Origin of the sequence: Xylanimonas allomyrinae, assembly GCF_004135345.1 — a bacterium.
Lineage (GTDB): Bacteria > Actinomycetota > Actinomycetes > Actinomycetales > Cellulomonadaceae > Xylanimonas > Xylanimonas allomyrinae.
In genome coordinates this window covers 2,216,586-2,233,393 of the sequence record NZ_CP035495.1, presented here as the reverse complement: position 1 = coordinate 2,233,393, position 16,808 = coordinate 2,216,586, and the positions used below count along the sequence as shown (strand labels likewise).

The following is a 16,808-nucleotide window of genomic DNA, read 5'->3' as shown; positions in this document are numbered from 1 at the left end:
GGACCCCGGCGCTGTGCGGGTCTCGCATCTTCAGTACCGAGCGATAGGACCGCACCTCCGCGATGAGCGACCAGACCACAACCACGCCGAACCCGACGGCGTCCACCCCGCAGCAGCCGTCGTCTCTCACCGGAGCCGGTGCCTGGCTCTCGGAGAACAGGCGCGCGATCGGCGCCGGAGCGATTGGCGGCTTGGCCGCTGGCGTAGTCACCAGCCGGACCAAGTTCGGCTTCTGGAAGGTCGCGGGCCTTCTGCTCCTCGCGCTCCTGCTCGCCCCAGTCGCGCTCGGTGTCGGGATCTACCGCATCGCCGCGAACCGCAAGCAGGGCAAGTCGGCCGGACGGCTCAACGTCGCACTCGTCGCGTTCGGCGGCTTCATCACGCTTCTCGGGATTATCGGGATGGTGACAGACGACTCAAACGCCACTGTCACCCCTCCACCTGCGGCAACAGCCTCGGCCATCGGTGACTCAGCTCCTCCCTCGCCTGCTCCCGCCGTCGACGCGCCGAACGTCGTCGGCAAGTCCGTCCCGGATGCCCGTGCCGTGCTTGAGGAAATGGGTTACGAGGTGGTCGTGCACGACAGCACGTCCGAGGCGCGGGCCGTCCTGGTCGAGTCGAACTGGACCGTCACCGATCAGGTGATGAGTGGTGCGTTGGTGGAGCTCGGAGCGGACAAGAATGACGGCGCAGAACCGGTGGCTGACGCTCGTTGCGTGACAGCGCCGGCCGATGTCGTTGAGCGCGTAGCCGCTGCGTTCGTGTCGCCTGTCCCCGTCGTCGTGGTTTACCAGATCGTTGGCGAGCAGCACCCTGATGTGACCTACCTCGGTGTCGTGACGGACGGTTTCCCTGACGGCGTCTTCCACAAGGCAGGCACCAAGTCCGTCCCTGACTTCGCGCTGCGCGACGGCGAACTCTTCACCCTGGGCATCCAGGCGCAGAGGATGACCGACTGGAAGATCCCCGACCTTGGGGATGTGGACTCCGACTACGCATTCGACCCCATGCGCGAGGTCGCCTCCGGCTGCGCGATCACTGCATTCGATGCTCGCTGATCGACGGGGCTGTCCACGCGCCGGAGGACGCATGAGCTGGCACCCTCGTGGTTCGGATGGCCGCCTCGATGCTGACACGTCCCACCGATAGGTCATCGGCATCCGATCGGTACGTCCAGGCGCGTAGGTCCGTGATCATCACCGGCGCCGACCTGAGCAGCGTGACCGCGGTTCCGAAGGGCAACGTCCGTAGGGCCTCGGGCGGCATGATCGGCATCCGTCGTGTCGACCTCTGCGTGGACCGCATCCCATCGGCGCCGAGGGAGACCGAGTCGGTGGTCTCGTCCCGCTCGCCGATGAGCGCGGAGACGTCCTGGAGGTCTTTCGCAACCGACCCGCCACCGAGGAGGACTTTGACGATGGACGAGTCCCAGATCGTCCCGGCGTCGTCGATTCCCCACTTGGAGCGGGCCTGGGACATGGATTGCAGGACAGGCATGGTCGTGATGCCGGAGCCTCCGCCGTCAGACATGAGCTGGGGCAGGGAGGGGAGCGGGGCGAGGTTGCCGATCTCGTCGAGCGCGAGGAGCAGCGGCGGGTCGAGGCGCTGCTTGGGCAGCGTTGACGCCATGCGGCGGGCGACCTCGACGAGGTCCTCGATGAACGCGGCGACGAGGGGCCGGCGCCTGCGGCGCCGCCTGCAGTGCCGAGCAGGTAGAGCGTCCCGCGCTGGGAGATGAACGCCGCGGGGTCGAAGTGTTCACCGGGTCTGGGTGTGACGGCGTCCATGACCTGGGGGTCGGCGAGGCAGTCCAGGGCGAGGGAGACGCCCATCCACACGGAGTCGCGAGTGCGGGGGTCGGCATGGATCTCGGTGGACAGGGCGTCGGCCCAGCCGGGCGCGGCACCCGGGTGGGAGGCGAGGATCTGGACGGCGGCCTCGGCGGCGGCGGGGGAGAGGGACCAGTCGTACAGGTCGCGGGCGCCGAGCCCGGCGAGGGCAGCGGCGTGGAGCATGCCTTGGAGGGTCGTCTTGGTCTTCTTCTCCCAGAACCCGCCGGAGTCGGTCCCGCCGCCCTTCTGCAGCCCGGTCGACGCCGCGAACCCGTGGGCACGCGCCATCGCGGTCTGGGCGCGCTCGCACCCGCGCACAGGTGACCAGCGCATCGCCGACGTGATCCCGGCCGCGAGGCCCTGCGGGTCGAAGACGGCGACCGGGCCGACGCGCTCGCGGGCGGCGATGGTGATGGCGAGGTTGTCGGGCCGGGTCGAGGTGGTCACGACGGCGCCGGGGGCGTCGAGGATCGCGTTGACCACCAAGTGAAGGCCCTTGCCGGAGCGGGGCGGGCCGAGCACGAGGGTGGAGTCCTCGACCGACGTCCAGACCTGCTGGCCGTGGCACGTACCCAGCAGGTAGCCGACATCGGTGGGTTTCGGGTGCGCCAGGGTCGGGCGCAGGTCCTTGGCCCGCTTGATGAGCTGACGCTTGGAGGCCGCCTTGCGCACGTCGGCGGCGCTCGCGGTTCCGGGCTGGTGGTGCGGGTCGCGGCGGGTCGTGCCGGCGTGCTCGTGGAACAGCCGTGAGGCGCCCGAGGTGGTCGCTGCCACCGCGAGGAGCAGAACGGCGACGATGCCCCAGTAGGCGACGGTACTCAGCGAGGGAGTGCCGAACGCCGCCCCGGGGTGCCCCGGGTGGCGCACGACGTCGATGATGGTTTCCAGGCCGCCCGACGGCGTCGGCGACCTGGTGAGGCGTGCGGCGATCGAGGCGGCGCCCCGGAGCAGACCGGCCAGTGCGACGGCGACCGCGAGGAGCACGAGGCCAACGTTGACGAGCAGGTCGTTGCCGGTGACCGTGGTGCGGGGGGTCGTCATCGCTGGTCGCCGCCGAACGGATCGGCAAGGACGAGCGTGCCGGATGTCTGGCCGAACAGGACGAACGGTCCCAGGCGGCGCTGCAGGAGGCCGCCCCGCAGACGCAGCGACGCGGTGCCGCCGTCGTCGGCGACGTGCCGGGTAACGATGACGGCGAACGCGACGTGCTCACCCGGGAGGAACCCCTCGCCTGTCAGCCCGACGACGGTGCCGTCGTCGACGACGTGGAACGGCGTCTCCGACGGCGTCGAAACGGCCAACCGCGGCCCTTCCCGGCTGGGGCCTGGCCGTGCGGCCGGGGCGACGTCGCCGGGCTCGGCTGGCACTACGGACCTGGCAGGACCAGCCAGTTCGGGTGCTGCTGCCGTGTCGTCGGGAGTGATCACGTCCGTGAACGGCGGCAGGTTGCCCTCGGTGATCCGGACCTGGAGCGCGGTGCCGCGGGCGCGGGCGAGCTCGATGATCTGCGCTCGCAGGGTGGACCGGTCCAGCGGCGTCGTCGGCGTCAGCGGGGTGCCGTCGATGGCGACGGTGATCAGCCCGTCGTCGGGGATCGTGACCTCGACCAGCGGGAGGGTGATCGGCGTCGGGGCGGGACGCTCGCGGGTGTCGTGGCGGATCATCGGGCCACCGCCTCGCGGGTTCGGCCGACTGCGCGCCGCGGCGTCGGGCCTCCACGGTCCGGGGCGTGCTGGTGAGCATGCGCCTCGCGGTCCAGGCCGGGCGGCAGACCGTTACCGACCTGCGTCGTGTCGAGCAGGGACAGGATCGTCGTCGCGGTCTTGGCGACGCGGTCGAAGGTCCGCATGACCGTCTCGACCTGGTCGCCCGGGACCGACGACGCCCACGTCGCGACGTACGGAACCGTGTACTGGCTCGTATCGACACCATGGGCACCGAGCACGAGCGCGGCCGTGGACTCGGCCTCGACCTCGGCAATGCCGCGGTGTGTCGCCGCGTCCTCGGCGTCGGGGCCGTGCGCCAGCACGTGGGCGAGCTCGTGCGTCAGCGTACGAACGGCCGACAGGGGTTCCACGTCGGTGCGGACCTGGACCGTCTTGGCGAGGTAGTTCGTCAGGCCGTTCGCGCCACCGATCGCCTTCGCAGAGTCGACGAGCCGGAGGTCGAAGCCGCGGGCGGCAATCTGGGCAGCGACGCCATCCCACAGACCCGACGGCGCCTGACCCGTCAGTAGGACCGGTGATGGCAGCGGCTCGACGGGTGCCCCTTCCGTCTGGCAGACGTCGAAGACCCGGCCGACCTTCGTGTTCACGAGCTTGCGCTTGAGGACCTCGCCGGGCGCGAGCTTCTCCCAGCTGCCCAGGCGACGCCACGTGGCCTCGGGAGCATCGGGGTGCTCGGCGGCGTAGCGGCCGAAGACGGGCAGGCGGATCTCGAGGCCGTGCTGGCCCTTGATAACGGTTCGGCCCAGCGAGTTCCACTGCTTGATGCCGGCGACCATCGTGGGCGTGTCCGTCGGCACCAGGCCCTGCGCGTATTGCTCGGCAAGGCCCACCCAGATGAGCACGGAGTTCATCGCCGAGTAGGCCCGGAGACGTGCGCTCACCATGAGGGCACGCATCCAGTCCTCGCCCGTGACGAGGTTGCCGACGGCGGTGGTCAGCTTCTCGTGCAGGGCCTTGAGGTGGGCTTCCTGCTCGGCCCGCTTTGGCTCGTCGATCCTGTACATCACGCACCTCCCCATCCGTCGGAAGGTGCGCGCGGAGCGCCGCCGCGACGTGCCCGCTCAACTACGCGCGAGCTCGGAACACGCGTGGCGTGGTGTCTTCTCAGAGTTCGACGGGAGCACCGCCGCGTGACGACCTTGACGCAGCGCCTGGCGATCCCCGCTCCATTGCCACGCACGGGACTCACCGAGGCCGGTTCCACGTATCTCGGCAGCTCCAGGACCGGTCCTGCCTCGCTGGTCGGACTGCTGCAACGTTGTGGGTGCCGGTTCCTATCGTTGGTGACGCGGGGGACAGCAGCGGTCGGGCGGCCTCGCGATGACCACCCGTCGCCAGGACGAAGAGACGAGGCCAGTGACGCCGATGCCAGCCGACCGCCCATCGAGGCTGCACCCCGGGCTCTCCATGCGCCAGGGGTTCGCCCTCCTGCAAGAGGCTGAGTCCGTGCGCAACCTGATGCGCGACTCGATCCAGGCGATACGGGGCATGCGTTTCGTGGGCACCAACGGCGACGCCGTCTTGACGCTCGGGAGCATCGGCACGGAGAAGACCATGAAGGTCCTCCTCGGGTGCGCGGCAGTCGAGAACGCGGGCAGTTGGCCGACGAAGAAGCAGCTCAAAGCCTGGGGCACGACGTCGAGAGCCTGAACGCTCGCGTCCTCACCACGATTGGCGCCGGCGTGGAGGCCACGACGGCAACCGGGTACTCCGCTCGGCTCGCGGAGCACGTCCAGCAGAGCACCGTGCTGCCGCTGCTCTTCGCGGCGTTCGCCCGGTACGGGAGGTCCGGGCGGTTCCACCATCTCGACATCCTGGCGACCGACGACCCTGGGATACTGGACCAGCCGACCGAGTACTGGGAGCGAGTCGAGCGGCACGTCAGGGAGATCCGGCCTGAGTTTCAGAATGTCCCGTTCGGCGACAACGCCGCGTTCGACGGCTACCAGAAGAGGCTCCGAGGGTTCATAGCGGACGAACTGGATGCCTGGTGGTTCTGCGTCCACCGGCTCGGCGTCCAGGGCTGCTTCGGTGAGCTAGGAAAGACGATTGGTTGGGAGATATGGGATCCCGGCCGGCCCCCGCCGCGCGCCTGGAAGGCGTAGACATGGGCGCTTCGAAGGCCGATCGCTGCACGACCATGCTTGGGGCAGGCAAATCGGGGTGTCAGACCGGGCGGTGCTCGGCCTCGTCGAGCGCAGCCAGCGCCCCGCCTGGGTTCTCAATCAGGGAGAAGAGGCGACTCGTTCGGCGTCCCCACTCCACAGGATCGTCGCCCTCTCTGAACGTGACTGCCCAGCCGAACCAGTCCCGTAGATTGATCGGCACGCGGCCAGCGAGAGCCGTGGCGAGCTCGCGGCCCAGCGCTGCCCGAGGCGAGGACGGCGGCAGGAACCGACCCAGCGCACCGGTCGTCGGGACAGGCGCATCGGAAGCGCTCCCCAGTGCCGCAACCGTCTCCCGCGCCCAGTGATCGTCCCATGCATCGGGCAACGGTATGGAGACGCGCTGCACGCTGGCGATCGCTTCCCGCCCCAGGGCAAGGGAGAGCCCGCCTGGGTCCTCGTGGTAGTTGAGGTAGCGCGCGACGTCGACACCTGGAGGGCAGACCTCGTCCAGGACGACGCCGCCAGTAAAGTCACTCGGATCGATCAGCCAACCCTCCCGCACGGCGATCGATGGCTTCAGGTGAACCCGGTAGAGGTAGAACTGGCTGCTGTGGTCGGCCTGGTTCCGCATGCGCCTAAGCATGTTGTGGACCGCGGCCTCATACGTGCCGACGTGGAGAGCCTTCGCCCGCTGGCGCGCCGCCCATGCGCTCACCCGCCGATCGCCGCCCATCATTCTGCGAGCCTGGGGCGTGAGATCGGCTGTCGGATCGAAGTCCCTCGTTGGCCAGTCCGCCTGGGTGCTCGTGTGGTACCAGAAGAACTGAGCGACCCGATCGTCGTCCAGGGCAAGGTCGTCAGGGCGGACCGTCACTCGGGGCCCGTCCTCGTGCTCGCACGTCAGGCCGCAGCCGGGGCATGTCTCCTTCGCCTGCTCCCAGCGATGGATCCAGTCCAGGTCGACGCAGAACCGATGTTTGCAGCTCGGGCACAGCATGTGTCGATCGCGGGAGAAGTCGATCAACCGTTCCACGGCTCCATTGTCCGTGTGCACAGCGTCGGAGTTCGCCACCGCGCAGGAACGATCACCGGGACTGAAGTCTCGAACTCGCGGAGTCGGCAGACGGAAGTGTGCGCTCTGAGGCACGGGGTGATGATCTTGCTCGGCTTGACGTGTCGAACAGTGAAAGCTCCTCGGGATGGAGTTGATGCTGGCAGACGAAGGCTCGGTCGCGGATCCGCCACAGTCCCTGCCCGACCCCGAGCGTCGGCAGTAGCGCCTGCTCGGTTCGGCTCAGCCCGAGCGCCGCGGCGGTCGCCCCGAGCTGGTCGGTCTCCTGCCGGTAGATGATCCGTGTCTCGGCGTTGGCCAGCAACGATGTGGCCAGGGCGCGGTTGGCGGAGCCGGCGTCGCCGACGTTCTCGAGGTCGGTCAGCTTGTGGAAGATGAGCATGTTGGCGATGCCGTAGTGCCGCGCGAGCCGCCAGTGGGCGTCCATGCGCCGCAGTAGCGCGGGGTGTTGCATGAGCCGCCACGCCTCGTCGTAGATGACCCACCGTTGTCCGCCGTCGGGGTCGAGGAGCGCAGACTCCATCCACGCGGATGAGCACGTCATGAGCACTGAGAGCGCGGTCGGGTTCTGCGAGACCCGGGACAGGTCGAGCGAAAGCATCGGCAGGCTCGGGTCGAACGAGACGGTCGAGGGTCCGTCGAACATGCCCGCGAGGTCGCCGGCGACCAGTTGCCGGAGCGCGTGCCCGGGTAGACGTCCGTCCTCGGCGAGCCGGTGGTCAACGTCGTCGGCCCGGTCGGGGTGGAGCAGCCGGTCGACCACCATGGGCAGCACCGGCACGGTCGCCGTTCGCACGGCGGCGGCGAGCGCGACATCGACGGCGGTGTGCTCGAGCGGGGTCAGGGGCCGGTCGAGGACGGTCTCGGTGAGCGCTCCGACGAGGTCACGGCGTCGGGCGGTAACCTCCGCTGCCCACCGCTCATCGAGGATCTCGGATGGCCGGTGGCCGGCGTCGAGGGGGTTGAGCCGGTTCGGCAGCCCGGGTCCGAGCTCGATCGCCCTGCCGCCCACGGCGCGAGCGACGGCGGTGTGCTCGCCCTTCGGGTCCCCGGGCACGTAGACGCGCCGCCGGAACGGCAACGACCGGGTGTAGAGGGACTTGGCGAGCGCGGACTTCCCTGCGCCGACGATCCCGGCGAGCACGACGTTCGGTGCGGTGATGAGCCCTCGCTGGTAGAGCACCCACGGGTCGTAGACGAACGAGGACCCCGAGTAGAGGTCCTGGCCCACGAACACCCCCTCGGGCCCGAGTCCGCCCTCGGCGAGGAACGGGTAGGCATGGTCCCACGTGGCGGAGGTGTCCTGGTGCTTCGGGATCCGAAACCTGCCGGGCATCCGCAGCGCGGCCTGGCCTGGTTCGCCTGCGGCGGGGAGCAGCCTGGTGGCACGGCGCTCGTTGCGTTCGTCGTCCCGCCGCGCCTGTCGCGCCGCATGGTCCGCCTGTCGTGTGGTAGTGACGACGGCGGACGCCACGCGCTCGCGTGCCCGACGACGGCGGCGCCGCTCCCCGTGCGGTGTCACCAGGACGGCGGCGTGGACCCGATCGTTGACGGTCACCGTGAGAGCCCGCCTGGCGCTTCCACCGACGACCGGCCGGGTGATGGAGCGGGGCGCACGGTCGAGCGCGGCGCCCGCGCCGGGTAGTCGTGTTGCCAGATCAGGTGGCTCGTCGTTGCGAGCGCGTAGTCGGCGCTCGCGTAGGAGTCGGCGACTCCGCTGGCGGCCCTGCGCAGATAGCGGGCGGCAGCCTGCGCCCGCGCGCGACCGGCGTGCGGGTCGTGCGGGTCGTCGTCGGTGACGGCGTGTTCGGCGTGCTGGTCGTGGACGCGGGCGAGGTTCTGGAAGATGGTTGCGACGGCGGCGGTGATCATCAGCATGTCGCCCATGACGTCGAACGTGTCTTGCGGGCGGTTCGCGAACTTGGCCGTCGCGTGCGCGAGAGCGCGCACCGCCTCGGACGCCTCTCGTGCTGAGGTGACGGGCTGGTCGTAGTTCGGCATGGCATCCTCCCGGGTCTCGTGCCAGGAAGGTGCGTGCTCGCGACCGTCAGAGCATCGGTGCCAGCGCGACGGCGAGGTAGAGCCCGGCGACGACGGCAGGACCGAACGCGATGTCGCGGCGTCGTCGGGCCAGCGCCCACAGCGCAACCGGAGCGGCGAGCAGGTGTGTCAGGACGACGAACGCGACGACCGTCTGCCAGCCTGCGAGCCCGGCGATCGGGGCGAGGGCGGTCGCGAGGCGCACGTCGCCCATGCCGAGCCCGGTGAACCGCCACAACGCCAGGAACACGACACCGACTGCGGCGCCGGCGGTCAATCCGGCCAGCAGCGGCGCCCAGCTCAGGTCGACGATCGCGGCCACGACGCAGGCAACCAACGCGATGGCGCCGCATGCGGCGGCGAGCCGGCGGGGATCCGACGGGTCCGCACGTCGGTCAGCACCGCTGCCGCGGCCAGCGGGCTCGACACGATGAGGGTCCAGCGCGAGCCCGCGTCGTCCACAAGGAACGCTGCCGCGCCACCGAGCACGGTGGTCACCGTGACCAGAACGGCGCGAAACCAGGGGATCACGGGCGCCATCACGCCTCGGGACGGCGGTCGTCCCGGATGGTAGTTCTCCGACATGCCGTCGTCGTCGAAGCCCGCGTCCATGAAACTACGGTACGAACCGCGTCGGAGACCCCGCGTCCGGCCACCAGGGAGCGGTGGACTTACCGTCGTACGGGCGGGCTGGCCAGCATGGCAGGCTGCCGACATCCGGAGCACTCCTCACGCCTCGTCCGACATGTCGTGTCTCCCAACCGCCGTCGTTCGACACAGAGACGACACCGCTTCACCGGACGGCGCTTGGCGTGAGCCTCCAAAGGGGCCGAGAGCGAGTCCCGTGGTTCGCGATTAGCCCCCTTCGGCGCGCCACCGTCAGCACCGACGAGAACCACTTGTGCCACGACGGGATCGGACACGTGTCTGCCGCCCTCACATCGCATCCGAGTCGGGCGAGCTCCGCCAGCATGTCACTTCGCCCAAGCCCGGCGGGATTGATCCTCAGAACCTCAACGATTGTCTCGACGGCGAGCGATGTGTGGGAGGCGTCGGGACCTCGCCCATCAGCGATGGCGTTTGAGACCAGCTCGGCCAAGACCTGGTAGCGCGGATGGATCAACCCGTGCTTCTCCGCTAGCGGGTCCGGGTACTGCGCCTCGTGGACCATCAACAGTTCCCGCACGTCTCCCGGCCGCCTTCCGAGGTTGATCCGCGAGGCTTCAGCGATCGGCTGCGTCGGAAACCCGTTGTCCAAGTTCTCGTCTCGGTGCGCAACCCAGTCGTCTCGGTCTGGCAGAGCATTGAATTGCACCGCTTCCACGGGGCCGCCATCAGTGATCGGTTCCGCCGTGTAGCCGGCGGCAAGCCACGCTCCGAGGTGCGGCCGCCTCGGAGCAGCGCGTACCGTTCCAGTCCACCAGCCCGCTGTCCGCGCGGATTCCGGGAGACCCTCACGTTCCCCGTCGCCGCTCAAGATGTTGTCAAGCTCACCAAAAGGCAGCACGAATGCCTGGTCGACGCGCTTGCGGAGCGTCGCGTAGAGGGGGCGGTAACGACTCGTCCTCGTTGGCGGTGTGGGTCCGGCGGCGCTTGCTGCGTCGGGAATCCTCTTCACCGTCGTCGCGATCTGCGCTGGCGACATCCGCCGTAACTCATCCACCCGATCGATCGCCAGAGCAGATGCCTCGATCTCGCGCCGCAGTCCCGGCGCGTCGACGAGAACCCACCCGTTCGTCTGGGTGTCGTACTCAAGGTGGAGGACGCGGGCTAACGTCTCGACCTCATCCAACGTCAACGCGAACCTGTCGCGATCCACCCGACCTCTCACCACGGCGGAAACTTCCCGCGAGGAGAGGCCTGTATGCCACTTCACGTGCGCGAGCACACGAAGGGCCCATTCGCGGCGTTCATCGCCCTCGTCCAACGTGCATGTCCTGTCCGCCGCCTCGCGGATCACCCAGGACGCCATCTCCAGCGAGGATGCCATCTTCAAGGCTGGCGTGAGTTTGTCCTCGTCGACCGATCGGAGTTCTCGGTCCGGCCAGTGCCACGCAGTGAGCAGGAGCCTCTGCTCCCGCGTGAACGCCGGGGCCGCGTCGCGTGCTTCCTCGTACGACCAGGTCTCGAAGCTCTGGTGCCTTGCTGCCTCGTCCATCAGAACCAGCATCGGCGGCGTGTCCCCGCTGGACCAACCTCCGCTCATCCAGAACCACGGGAGTCCCGTGAGCAGGCGGGCGAAGCACTCGGCGAACCGCTCATTGTCGGTCTCGACGTCAGTGATGTGCATCAAGAACTTCTACCACGAGGTCACGTGCCCGTCGACATGACGCCGTACGCGGCCGGGCGACATTGCGCGACGGTGGCAGAAAGGAGGTAGAGTGGCCTGACCTGACCTGACCAGGGTTCGTCGCGTGACGGACCATCCGACTGAGTGAACGGAGATGGATGTGGACAGCCTCGTTGGAACTGCTTTCGACCTGGTACGCGGAGACGCGACGCTCGCCGCAGTGACGGCACTGAACACCGGATGGGCCCCATACCAGTGCCTCACAACCACAGCGAAGGGCGTCGGGGGCATCGGTAACCTCATCCTGTTGATCGGCAGTGCAGCCGTCGAAGCGGCCACCCCTGCTATTGAGCGTGCAGCCGTCGAAGCGGCCACCCCCGCCATCACGCGTGCAGCCGTCGAAGCGGCGACGCCGCGCCTCCGAGCGCAAGGCGCGATAGCGGCCTTGGCCGTGGCGGGAGCAGTCGTCACCGGAATCGTCGTTATGAGGCGCCGACGGGAACGCGGCGAGCCTGAGGCAGTACTGGGGCTTCCCGACGGCGCCTGAGACGCTCACCCCCCGCCCTCGCCCAGGCCGCCTCGGCCGGACTGAGGCCCTGTGGCGGGTTGGTGATCCTGTCGCCACGGCTCGCGCAGCGGACCGCGGAAGGAGACCGGGACGTCGTTGAGGTCCGTACGGGGACAGGGTCTTGCTTGACGCCATCCACGTGGCCTTCGCGCTGCTGACAAGGCGCAGGGCGCCGCGGCCCTGGCTGTCGATGGCGACGGTCACTATGAAGGACACCCCGAAGACCACCAACACAGCGAGCGCGACCGACTACGTGGAGCTCAGCGCTGACGCCATCCAGAGGATCGCTGCGTGGCGGGACACTGCGACCACGTAGATGACGGCGATCACGCAGAGCACGAGCGCGCCGAGGACCCGACATCGGGCAGCCGGTCTGAGGTCACCTCGTGACCGCTGCGACACACCAGTCATCTCGAGCATCTGTACCTCCGTCGGCACCGCGGCGAGCGGATGCCTCGCCCCGTGCCGACCTGGACCTGGACCCAAACTCGGGCGGGCAGCATCATCTCCACATGGGCTGCCTGCGGTCCGGCTGCCCCGGATCCGTTCGGTTCGCCTCGGGCCGCAGCAGCGGAAGACCTATGCGAGGACTCCTCAGATGGGCATCGCCACGGGGAGCGCAGCCCTGATGAAGGTCCTGGCCTGCTGCCCCCAGAGCCGTCGTGTCTCGCACGACGCTTGGATCGCGGCCTGCTCGACGGCGGCCACCGCGCGTTCGAGCTCCTCGAGTGTCGGGGCGGTCACAGTCACCAGCCCGACAGCGCGCAGGACGCCGTGCCCGGCCGTGAGGTCGGCTTCTTGCTGGAGCACGTCGGTGTACTCCGCGGCCTGGGACGCGTCCTCGATCTGTCCCAGCCTGTTCCGCTGGGCGGCGTCGGAGATGTACTCGGTCTTCTTGCGCCGCAAGTCGCGGGCGGCGACATCGGCGCGTACGGGCGTGAAGGTGAGTGAGAGGGTGCGTCGCACCCCGGGTGCGAGCAGCAGTGGGGTGAGGAACGCGGGGTAGACGACCGTGCGGGGCCACTCGGAGATCCACAGGACGCAGTGGTAGGCGCCGTCCGCTCGCAGGTGCCCCCAGGACTCGGTGACGGCGAGCGGTCCCGCGGTCGCGAGGTCGCGGCCGATGGCTCCGTGGCGTTCGAGGGCGGCGCCGACGGTGGGGTCGTAGGCGGCGCGGATCGCGAGCGCGACCTCGCCGGCGTCGAGCATGCCGGTCGGCGTAAGGTCTGCGGCTCGGAGGGCTGTCGTCAGCGAGGTGACCTCTTGACGCAGAACGGTGGCGCCTCCGCGTAGTCCGCCGCCGGCCGCCCTAACGGCCCGCGCCGCCGCGCGTAGCGAGATCGTCAGCGCGATCGTCGTCGCGTGCCGCTCGCCGGTGGGACCGGCGCGGTCGATGAGGTCGGCGTAGGTGCGGGCGGCCCAGCCGCCGTCGTCGGTGCCCTGGGTCGTCCACCAGGCGGCCAGACCCTTGCCGGAGTCGGGCAGCGTCCGCTCGAGGACCTGGAGCGTGGCGACGTTGCCCGAGCGGCACGTGCTAGCGAGGACGCGCCCCCAGGCGGCGACGCGGCGGGCCTGCTCGGCGGCGTCGAGGAGCACGAACGACGGGTGCGTCACGCCGACGACGGCGGTCAGCGTCGCAGCGTGCGGGTCGTGGATCATGACCCCGCCCGTCTCCGCGTCGACCCACTGGCGCAGGCGGGCGGCATCCCCTGGAAGGGCGAGGGTGCCTGCGGGTCTCGGCGTGCCGATCCGGGCCCGGTAGTCGAGCTGGCCAGTGATGCCGCGGCGGACCCAGACGGTGGCGACCGGCAGCCACTCCACGACGGGTCGGCCCCCGAGTCGGATCCAGCAGAGTGCGGCGCACGCGAGGATGAGCGGGGCGGCGTAGGCGACGGCCATGCCGCCTGCGACGAGAGCCGCGACCAGCGCAACACCCGCGAACGCCAGCACCACGAGCTGTGAAGGCCCCAGCCCGAGTAGGACTCCTCGCCGCGTGAGTCGGGAGAACGTGGCTGTCGTCCCGCCATCGGTGGTGGTGTTCGACGTCGTCATCGTCGTTCTCCTCGCTCCTGGGTGCCGTCGGCCTGGCTGCTGGCTTGCTGTCCGACGGCGGCGCCGAGGTGTGGCCCGGCCGTCGCGGTCTCCTTGAGCGCGACCGCGGCGACCGCCGCGCCGCCGGTTGCCGCGCCTGCCGCACCGGCGCCGGCAGCCGAAGAGGCCGCGCCGCCACCAGCGCCGTGCACCAGGCCAGCGCCGCGACCCGCAGCAGCACCCGCCGAGCCGCCACCGGCACCTGACCCACCGCCTTGGCCGAACCCATTGCCGGGCCCCGCCGCATACGACCGCGCGGGCGGTGGAGGAACGGCCCCGCCCGCGCCGTTGCCGCCGACCGACGAGAGCACCCGGGGCGGCGTGCGACGCATCGGGGTGGGCGGCACGGGCACGGGCCTGTTGAGGGCCTGCTTGGCCTCCTGCTCGGTGCTCATCGCGTGGTAGAAGTCCACGCCCATGAAGCTGATCGCCTTGTAGGTCAGGTAGGGAGCGAACCCGGCGACGAGGAGCAGCACGATCCCGGCGAGCGGGTCGGCGATCGAGGCGAGGTCGGCGTCGATGGGCGCTGAGACCTGGGATGCGGCGAGCAGGAAGATCACGACCATGACGAGCTTGGACACGATGAGCGCGACGACGAACTGCGCCCATCGCGACACCCAGCCGCGGGTCGCGTCCCACGACGCCCCGGACAGGGCGAGCGGTGCGAACACGACGGCGACGAGCAGCAGCGCCTTGCGGACCAGGAGGGTCAGCCAGACGATGAACGCCGCGGCGACGGCGAGCCCGCCGAGGAACAGCGCGAGCAGCAGCGTGACGGCGGGTCCGCCGACGACGGAGACCCCGACCGTTCCGGTGAGCAGGTTGAGCCGGTCGCCCATACGCTCGGTCGTCGTGCCGGCGACGTCGATGACGGCGAGGCAGAGGCGGTCGACGATCTCCAACGCGGTCGCGATCAGTGTCAACGCGACGAACGACCCGAGGACCGACTTGCCGAGCCCGAGCGCCGCACGCGACAGGGCGGCTGGCTCGCGGCGGATCATGGCGCCGATCACCTGGAGCAGGAAGAATCCGACCATCACGAACGCCGCGATCCCGAACAGGATCGCGTACACGCGCGTGAAGCGGTCGGAGGTGACGTCGACGAACGTCGTCGCCTCGAACACGAGCCAGACCCGTTCCAGGAGGAACGAGGCGACGCCGGCGACGCCGTCGGCGAGCCACTGGATGCCGCTGACGAAGAGGTTGGTCGCGCCGTCCTTGACGGTGTCGACGCCGGCGCGCGCGGCCCGGCACACGAGGATGACGTCGCAGATGGACATCAGACCGACTGCCCGACGTTCCAGAAGAAGTTGACCAGCGCGACCGACCCGCCGCACACGATCGCGGCGGCGAGCGAGACGAGCACACCGGTCTTGCCGCGCCCGGCCAGGTGGGGGTTCGAGCTGTTGGACCCGAATGCCCAGACGATCGCCGCGACGATCAGGGCGAGGACGGCGAGGATCAGGCCGACGGTCATGACGGCCCCGACGACCGAGCGCAGCTGTTCGATCCCGGGCAGCCCGTTGGCGTTCGGGGTGATGGAGATGTCGGTGAGGATGCGGTGCGGGAACATGCGAACCTCCGGTGGGTGCGTGTCTACAGGTGGGCGCCGGTGTTCAGGAGCCAGTTGAGCCACGCGAGCCCGCCGCCCGAGAGGGCTGCGCCGCCGAGGGCGACGAGGACGCCGGTGCGGGCGCGCGCGGTGACCTGCCAGGCGCCGGTGCCGGCTGCTATCGCCCAGGTGACCGAGCAGACGATCAGGGTCGCGACCGCCACGGTGAGCGCGATGGTCAGCAGGGCGCCGATGACGGCGGACAGGTCGCCAGCCGCGGCGACCGCGCCGAAGTCGGGGGTGACGGTTCTCATGGGCCCGTGGCCCCTTTCGTGCAGGCGGGCGGCCGGTCGATGACGTCGCCGAGGTCGATCTGGCCGCCCGCCATCGCGGCGTTGAGCCAGGCCGTGGGGTCGATGGCGGGCTGGTCCACGCCGCCGGGGCGGATCTCGAAGTGCAGATGCGGGCCGGTGGAGTTGCCCGTCGAGCCGACGTGCCCGATGACCTGTCCCGCGACGACGTCGGCGCCGACGGTCACGGCGGCCGAGTCGGCGAGCAGGTGCCCGTACACGGACACGACCCGGGTCCCGTCGATCGTGTGCTCGACGGCGACGTGGTTGCCGAGGCCGCCGGAGTGCTCCGCGACGACGACGCGACCGTCGGCCGTCGCCAGGACGGGCGTTCCCGCCACCGCCGCGAGGTCGACCCCGGCGTGGAGCCGCACGACATGGAGCACGGGGTTGGTGCGGGTGCCGTAGCCGCTGGTCCGCGTCCAGGTGCTCTGGGGGAGCGGGAACACGACCGTCGCGGTGGCCGAGCCCGCTGAAGCCATCCCTGGACTCCCGGCATCCGGTGAAGTGGTTTCGACAGGCTCAACCAGCGGAGCAGCGTGGGTGAGTGCGGCCACCACCTGTTCGGCGACCGGGACCCATGCGGTGTAGCGGTCCGGGTGGGCGGAGACCTCGACGGCCTGCGCGGCGGCGCCGGGTTCAAGTTCGGACCAGCCGGGGATGTCGAGCAGCCCGCGCGGCGATCCGTGGTTCGGGCCACCGGTCCCGCCGTAGAACGCCTCGGCCTGGTAGGTCGGGTCCATGAGCTGCGCGACGGTTCCCCACCCGGCTACGGGGCGCATCTGGAACAGGCCCAGAGAGTCGTGGTCGGAGCCGATGCCGTCGTTCGCGAACCGGGTGGACTCGGGGTAGGCGCTGGGGTTGGCGAGGTTGTGCAGCCTCGACTCCGTGAGCGCTGCGGTCAGCGCGACGATCACGCCCTCATGCTCGACGTTTGGGATGCGCGAGCCGACGTCGATGATCGTCGCGGCATGCCCGAGCTGAGAGCGGGTGAGGCGGACGGCGGTGCCGTCGGCCTGGTGTCCGATGAAGCCGTCGGGGATCGTACCGACCCGGGTCGGCCCTGAGGCGCAGTCGTCGGCGAAGGCGTGTGCGGCCAGGCCCGCGACCCCCAGCACCGCGACCACGGGTGCGACGACGAGGAGAGCGAGGGCTCCGGCTGCGAGTGTGCGTGCCAC

17 protein-coding genes and 1 pseudogene are annotated in these 16,808 nt (G+C 70.0%); 4 read left to right on the top strand and 14 right to left on the bottom strand.

Going from position 1 to position 16,808, the window contains the following annotated elements; translation table 11 throughout:
- Positions 1-62 precede the first annotated feature (62 nt).
- Positions 63-1,058 carry a hypothetical protein gene (locus ET495_RS10165; RefSeq protein ID WP_129204714.1) on the top strand — a complete coding sequence of 332 codons (996 nt, stop codon included), beginning with the start codon at positions 63-65 and terminating at the stop codon, positions 1,056-1,058.
- Here ET495_RS10165 and ET495_RS19705 read toward each other — a convergent pair.
- The 3 genes and pseudogenes from ET495_RS19705 to ET495_RS10150 form a co-directional block, all read right to left on the bottom strand.
- Positions 1,036-2,873, bottom strand: a pseudogene (locus ET495_RS19705) (type IV secretory system conjugative DNA transfer family protein). The gene ET495_RS10165 and the pseudogene ET495_RS19705 sit on opposite strands and share 23 nt — an antisense overlap.
- Positions 2,870-3,496 (bottom strand): hypothetical protein, encoded by a 627-nt coding sequence (locus ET495_RS10155; RefSeq protein WP_129204713.1) that lies wholly within the window; start codon positions 3,494-3,496, stop codon positions 2,870-2,872. Before ET495_RS10155 ends, ET495_RS19705 begins: the two are co-directional and overlap by 4 nt.
- Positions 3,493-4,563 (bottom strand): ArdC-like ssDNA-binding domain-containing protein, encoded by a 1,071-nt coding sequence (locus ET495_RS10150; protein ID WP_129204711.1) that lies wholly within the window; start codon positions 4,561-4,563, stop codon positions 3,493-3,495. Before ET495_RS10150 ends, ET495_RS10155 begins: the two co-directional genes overlap by 4 nt.
- Before the next feature lie 442 nt (positions 4,564-5,005).
- Here ET495_RS10150 and ET495_RS10145 point away from each other — a divergent pair, with 442 nt between their 5' ends.
- Together ET495_RS10145 and ET495_RS10140 are read left to right on the top strand one after the other, a co-directional pair.
- Entirely contained in the window at positions 5,006-5,209 is a 204-nt protein-coding gene (locus ET495_RS10145; protein WP_129204709.1) for a hypothetical protein, read from the top strand.
- Between the two features lie 32 nt (positions 5,210-5,241).
- Positions 5,242-5,664 (top strand): hypothetical protein, encoded by a 423-nt coding sequence (locus tag ET495_RS10140; RefSeq protein WP_129204708.1) that lies wholly within the window; start codon positions 5,242-5,244, stop codon positions 5,662-5,664.
- Positions 5,665-5,725: 61 nt separating this feature from the next.
- Here the strand turns inward: ET495_RS10140 and ET495_RS10135 are convergent, their stop codons facing one another.
- The 6 genes from ET495_RS10135 to ET495_RS10115 all read right to left on the bottom strand — a co-directional run bounded on the left by ET495_RS10135 (position 5,726) and on the right by ET495_RS10115 (position 11,069).
- Entirely contained in the window at positions 5,726-6,700 is a 975-nt protein-coding gene (locus ET495_RS10135) for a hypothetical protein (protein WP_129204706.1), read from the bottom strand.
- A 52-nt stretch (positions 6,701-6,752) separates the two neighbouring features.
- Positions 6,753-8,297, bottom strand: a complete 1,545-nt coding sequence (locus ET495_RS10130; RefSeq protein WP_129204704.1) for an ATP-binding protein — start codon at positions 8,295-8,297, stop codon at positions 6,753-6,755.
- Complete coding sequence (locus tag ET495_RS10125) at positions 8,294-8,740, bottom strand: hypothetical protein (protein ID WP_129204702.1); 447 nt, start codon at positions 8,738-8,740, stop codon at positions 8,294-8,296. Before ET495_RS10125 ends, ET495_RS10130 begins: the two co-directional genes overlap by 4 nt.
- Before the next feature lie 46 nt (positions 8,741-8,786).
- Positions 8,787-9,101, bottom strand: coding sequence for a prepilin peptidase (locus ET495_RS17665; RefSeq protein WP_162616432.1), 315 nt, complete (start codon positions 9,099-9,101; stop codon positions 8,787-8,789).
- Complete coding sequence (locus tag ET495_RS17660; RefSeq protein ID WP_162616431.1) at positions 9,080-9,391, bottom strand: hypothetical protein; 312 nt, start codon at positions 9,389-9,391, stop codon at positions 9,080-9,082. The genes ET495_RS17665 and ET495_RS17660 overlap by 22 nt, the downstream gene beginning before the upstream one ends.
- 181 nt (positions 9,392-9,572) lie before the next feature.
- On the bottom strand, positions 9,573-11,069 hold the full coding sequence (locus ET495_RS10115) for a hypothetical protein (RefSeq protein WP_129204698.1): 1,497 nt from the start codon (positions 11,067-11,069) through the stop codon (positions 9,573-9,575).
- Positions 11,070-11,229: 160 nt separating this feature from the next.
- Between ET495_RS10115 and ET495_RS10110 the strand changes: the two genes are divergently transcribed.
- Entirely contained in the window at positions 11,230-11,616 is a 387-nt protein-coding gene (locus ET495_RS10110) for a hypothetical protein (protein ID WP_129204696.1), read from the top strand.
- Between the two features lie 615 nt (positions 11,617-12,231).
- Here the strand turns inward: ET495_RS10110 and ET495_RS10105 are convergent.
- From ET495_RS10105 to ET495_RS10085, 5 genes are read right to left on the bottom strand one after another with little or no spacing between them, the layout of a single operon-like run.
- Positions 12,232-13,689 carry an SCO6880 family protein gene (locus ET495_RS10105; protein WP_129204694.1) on the bottom strand — a complete coding sequence of 486 codons (1,458 nt, stop codon included), beginning with the start codon at positions 13,687-13,689 and terminating at the stop codon, positions 12,232-12,234.
- On the bottom strand, positions 13,686-15,008 hold the full coding sequence (locus ET495_RS17655) for a conjugal transfer protein TrbL (protein WP_162616430.1): 1,323 nt from the start codon (positions 15,006-15,008) through the stop codon (positions 13,686-13,688). The genes ET495_RS10105 and ET495_RS17655 overlap by 4 nt, the downstream gene beginning before the upstream one ends.
- Complete coding sequence (locus ET495_RS10095) at positions 15,008-15,301, bottom strand: DUF6112 family protein (RefSeq protein ID WP_129204692.1); 294 nt, start codon at positions 15,299-15,301, stop codon at positions 15,008-15,010. The genes ET495_RS17655 and ET495_RS10095 overlap by 1 nt, the downstream gene beginning before the upstream one ends.
- Positions 15,302-15,324: 23 nt before the next feature.
- On the bottom strand, positions 15,325-15,594 hold the full coding sequence (locus tag ET495_RS10090) for a DUF6112 family protein (protein WP_129204690.1): 270 nt from the start codon (positions 15,592-15,594) through the stop codon (positions 15,325-15,327).
- Positions 15,591-16,808, bottom strand: coding sequence for a M23 family metallopeptidase (locus tag ET495_RS10085; protein WP_245993015.1), 1,218 nt, complete (start codon positions 16,806-16,808; stop codon positions 15,591-15,593). Before ET495_RS10085 ends, ET495_RS10090 begins: the two co-directional genes overlap by 4 nt.